General features: G+C 61.7%; 4 protein-coding genes. 3 read left to right on the top strand and 1 reads right to left on the bottom strand.

Annotated features, from left to right (window positions below):
• From A2I95_RS28890 to A2I95_RS28880, 3 genes are all read left to right on the top strand, one after another.
• The coding region (locus A2I95_RS28890) for a DMT family transporter (RefSeq protein ID WP_291735431.1) at positions 1-212 on the top strand (212 nt) is incomplete at its 5' end.
• A 45-nt stretch (positions 213-257) separates the two neighbouring features.
• A complete protein-coding gene (smpB, locus tag A2I95_RS28885; RefSeq protein WP_291735429.1) occupies positions 258-740 on the top strand; it encodes an SsrA-binding protein SmpB in 483 nt (160 codons plus the stop codon).
• Positions 741-1046: 306 nt separating this feature from the next.
• Positions 1047-1547, top strand: coding sequence for a hypothetical protein (locus A2I95_RS28880; protein ID WP_291735427.1), 501 nt, complete (start codon positions 1047-1049; stop codon positions 1545-1547).
• A 142-nt stretch (positions 1548-1689) separates the two neighbouring features.
• Here A2I95_RS28880 and A2I95_RS28875 read toward each other — a convergent pair whose 3' ends face one another.
• The gene (locus tag A2I95_RS28875; protein ID WP_291735425.1) at positions 1690-2781 is read right to left on the bottom strand and encodes a leucine-rich repeat domain-containing protein; all 1092 of its coding nucleotides are present in this window, start codon (positions 2779-2781) and stop codon (positions 1690-1692) included.
• Positions 2782-3121 lie beyond the last annotated feature (340 nt).

The raw sequence follows: 3121 nt of genomic DNA, 5'->3' as shown, positions 1-3121 counted from the left end.
TGATCGGGGTCATTGCCTATAACGCCTTGTCGGGGGCGATGCGGGCGGGGGAAATCTCGGTGGTTGCGCCGTTCCGCTATACCAGGTTGATCTTTGCCATGGTGCTGGGGGTGCTGGTATTTGGCGAGCAGCCCGATTCGCTGACCCTGATCGGCAGCGCAGTGATTGTCGGCAGTGGTGTTTTCACGCTGCTGCGCAGCCGCAAGCCGTGAAGCGCGCCTTGCGCCCGCCGCCGCTCCGCCTTACATCTGCCTCCCATGGCCAAGAAGAAGCAGACATCCGACCCGAATTACAAAGTGATCGCCGAGAGTCGGCGGGCGCGGTTCGATTATGCGATCGAAGATGATATCGAATGCGGCATTATGCTGGAGGGGTCCGAGGTCAAGGCGCTGCGCGGGGGCGGTTCCAACATCGCAGACAGCTATGCTGCGGTGGAGAACGGCGAGCTGTGGCTGGTGAACGCCTATATTCCGCCTTACGAGCAGGCCAAGCTCTTTAAGCATGAAGAGCGCCGCCGCCGCAAGCTGCTGGTATCGCGCAAAGAACTGTCGGATCTGTGGAACGCCACCCAGCGCAAAGGGATGACCCTGGTGCCGCTGGTTTTGTACTTCAACCACAAGGGCCGCGCCAAGATCAAGCTGGGCATCGCCAAGGGTAAGAAGAACCACGACAAGCGGGCGAGTGAGGCCAAGCGCGATTGGTCCCGCCAGAAGCAGCGGCTGCTAAAGGACGCGCGCTGATCAGGGAGAGGGCGCTGCCCTCTTGGCCTGGCGGCCAAGTCACCCGGGGTATTTCCAATCAGAAAGAAGCAGGGATTGCACCCCTGCGCGCTGGTATCGATGCGTGCCACGGCTTGGGTGTTATTCTGCCTGGCACTCCCTTGCAGGCGGCGGCCGCTGCCGGGGCTGATCCCGGTCTGCAGGAATGCTTGTGGTATCTGACTAATTAAGTCAGAAATGCGTTGCCCAGCAGATTCGCTTTTGGATCACGCCCGGACGGAGAGGGCGGCCCGGCTGTTGCCCAGCCTTCAATTGTGGGAAAAGCGCATGAATGTTCCTTTGCCTGAGACCGCGGTCCGGCCCGGTGTGCCGCTGGCGGCGCATGAATTTGATGAGTTTGAGGCCGGGCTGCTGCCGGTGCTGCGGCATTTTATGCTGAGCTACCAAGAGCCGGCGGGGCAGGCCTGGCAGCAGGCCTATATCGTGGCGGCTGAGCGCTGGGGCGAGGCAATCGGCCTGCCGGCGGCGCTGGCGCTGATGAAGGTTGTGCGCGCGGCGCTGAACAGCCGGAGCGGTCAGTTCGGTTTCATTGATCCCTTCGATCTGGACCACCTCGGCAAGGTGACACCGGACGAAGCCGCGCTTTTGCGGATGCTGCACCACATGCGCCGGGATCAAACGGGCCAAGCGCGCGCGGCAGTGGCGGAGGTTGCCGGCGGAAAGATGGAACCGCAAGTGATCCAGGCGGGCCTAGCCTTTGCCTACCGGTTTTCTGCCGGTCCCGCAGCGGGCCGCGCTCGATCACCCCGGTTGCGGGTGGTGGTATAGGGTACGGCTGTCTGACTGTCGCGACCTGCCCCTTGCCGCAGGAGGTTGATGTGCCGCCGCGGCTGCCGCGCATGGTCTTACCGGACGCTGCACTGGCGGGCGAAGATCATCGCCGGTGCAGATGACGCCGAAACTGTACCTGCTAGGGGGTGGCTGCGATGTACTGGGCGATTTTCTCTTTCCCAAGCAGGCGCTTGTGCGACTCGAAGTCTGGGCCGGCAAAGACGATCCGCAGGTTTTCAACTTCAAGCAGCGGCTGCAGCGCCTCGACGGGCAAGCCGATCGCCCGGAGAATCGAGAGCTTTTTAAGGTTCTTAAGCGGGGTGAGATCGGTGACGGCTGTTCCGGAAATGCTGAAGTCCCAAAGGGTCTCCATGTTCGCCACCGCAGCAAGGCTGGACACGGCAGTATTGGTGAGCGACAGCACACGCAGGTTTTTGCCCGCCAGCGGCGCAAGACTGAAGACTGCCGTGTCTGTCAGGTTCAGCTTGTGCAGCGCGTCCAGCCCGCTCAGCGGTGTGATGTCGCTGATCCGGGTTCCGTCCAAGGCCAGCTCCTTCAGACCGGTTGCCTCCATTATCGGGGTCAGGTCCGCCACCTGCGTGTCTGACAGGATCAGGGTGTGCAGTGCAGGTTTCCCCTGCAGTCCGTCCAGGGTTTTCAGCTGGGTTCCATCGGCGCGCAGCATCTCCAGCCGGTCGGAGGCGGCCAGCGCGGCCACGCTTTGGACCGGGCAATTGGAGATCCAGGCCACCTGCAGGTTGGCACCCGCCAGCGGGCCAAGATCAGAGATCTGGGTGTTGAAGGCAAGAAAGACTTCCAGCCCGGTGAGGCCTGACAGCGGGCTTAGGTCGGACACACCGGAATCCGCGATGTTCAGGCTCTGCAGCCGGGTCAGGCTGCTGGCAAAGGACAGGTCGGTGACGTCCCCGGCGCCCCAGATCGAGAGATGCTCAAGCTGTGTCATCCGGGCCAGACGGGTAAAGTCGGGTGCGCGGACAGAATCAAGGCTGAGCCGCTTCAGTCCCGGCAGCCGGGTCAGCGGTGCAAGGCCCGGTGCGGTGATGTTGACCAAGGCCAGTCTTTCCAGCTTTGGCATCGCGGAGAGGGGGGACAGATCGACAGGATCCTTGAACCGCAGGTCGGCCATCAGTGTAAGATCGGTCAGCTCAGTGAACTGGATCAGCCCCTGCAAGTCCGGTGTGTGGTTTCCAACCCGGACCTTTGCCTTCAAGTCATTGCTGCCAATGCATGTTTTTCCGATTTTGAAACATTCTGCGCGCAAGGCGCCGGGGCTGAACATGCCCGCCGCAATCAGAAAAGCTGCAAAGAAACTGCGGAAACCGGACATACAAAGGGCCTTTGCAAGGAAATGCTGAAACTGGGGTCCATGTTATTACCGCTCCGTTAAAGGCCCGCAAGATTTTTGTAACCGCAGGTAGAGGGCGGCGCGGTCTTGCACCGCTGTGCCGCCGGATGTACCCATGGCGCATGCGCAGAAAGGGAGACGCTTTGATGCAGGATGATCCGAAGACGCTGGTTTCCACCGACTGGCTGGCCGCCCATCTGAAGGA

The organism is Leisingera sp. F5 (assembly GCF_001593695.1).
The sequence above is the reverse complement of the archived record's forward strand: the minus strand, read 5'-3'. Positions and strand labels throughout refer to the sequence as shown.